Source organism: Parafrankia sp. BMG5.11 (assembly GCF_004337455.1).
On the sequence record NZ_SJXI01000201.1, the window covers coordinates 1 to 1,314 of the forward strand.

Annotated in this window: 1 protein-coding gene; it reads left to right on the forward strand. The window is 68.3% G+C overall.

Annotated features, from left to right (window positions below; all coding sequences use genetic code 11):
* Window positions 1–1,312, forward strand: a 1,312-nt coding sequence (gene ccrA / locus E0504_RS49885; RefSeq protein WP_131628133.1) for a crotonyl-CoA carboxylase/reductase, incomplete at its 5' end; no start/stop codon positions are given.
* Between the last annotated feature and the right edge of the window lie 2 nt (window positions 1,313–1,314).

The window sequence follows — 1,314 nt, forward strand, 5'->3', positions numbered from 1 at the left end:
GCGTTCGCCGGAGCGGCGGGCGGAGTTCGGGGCGTTGGCGGTGCCGGAGTCGTACCGGGGTGTGGTGGTGCGCAAGGACGAGGTGGGGATGTTCGAGGGGCGGGTGTCGCGGGAGAAGGATCCGCGGGAGTCGTTGCATGTGGATGAGGTGGCGACGCCGGAGTTGGGGCCGGGTGAGGCGTTGGTGGCGGTGATGGCGTCGTCGGTGAACTACAACACGGTGTGGACGTCGATTTTCGAGCCGTTGTCGACGTTCGGGTTCCTGGAGCGGTACGGGCGGACGTCTCCGTTGGCGAGCAAACATGACCAGCCCTACCACGTGGTCGGGTCGGATCTGGCGGGGGTGGTGCTGCGGACCGGGCCGGGGGTGCATGCGTGGCACCCGGGGGATGAGGTGGTGGCGCACTGTCTGTCGGTGGAGTTGGAGCGTCCCGAGGGTCACAACGACACGATGCTGGATCCGGAGCAGCGGATCTGGGGGTTCGAGACGAATTTCGGTGGTCTTGCGGAGCTGGCGTTGGTGAAGGCGAACCAGTTGATGCCGAAGCCGGGGCATTTGAGTTGGGAGGAGGCGGCGGCGCCGGGGTTGGTGAACTCGACGGCGTACCGGCAGCTGGTGTCGCGTAACGGGGCGGGGATGAAGCAGGGCGACGTGGTGCTGGTGTGGGGGGCGTCGGGTGGGCTGGGGTCGTACGCCACGCAGATGGTGCTGCGGGGTGGGGGGATTCCGGTGTGTGTGGTGTCCTCGGCGGAGAAGGCGGCGATCTGCCGGGCGATGGGCGCGGAGCTGGTGATCGACCGGGCGGCGGAGGGGTACCGGTTCTGGTCGGACGAGCGGACGCAGGACCCGCGGGAGTGGAAGCGCCTCGGGCGGCGGATCCGGGAGCTGACCGGTGGGGAGGATCCGGACATCGTGTTCGAGCATCCGGGGCGGGAGACGTTCGGGGCGTCGGTGTTCGTGGCGCGTCGCGGCGGGACGGTGGTGACGTGCGCGTCGACGAGCGGGTTCGTGCACGAGTTCGACAACCGGTATCTGTGGATGAACCTGAAGCGGATCATCGGGTCGCATTTCGCGAACTATCGGGAGGCGTGGGAGGCGAACCGGTTGGTGGCGCGGGGGATGGTGCATCCGACGTTGTCGAAGGTGTATCCGTTGGAGCGGACGGGGCAGGCGGCGTTCGATGTGCACCGCAATGCCCATCAGGGGAAGGTCGGGGTGCTGTGCCTGGCGCCGGAGGAGGGGCTGGGGGTTCGTGACGAGGAGACCCGGGCTCGTCACCTCACCGCCATCAACCGCTTCCGCGGCGTGTAGGA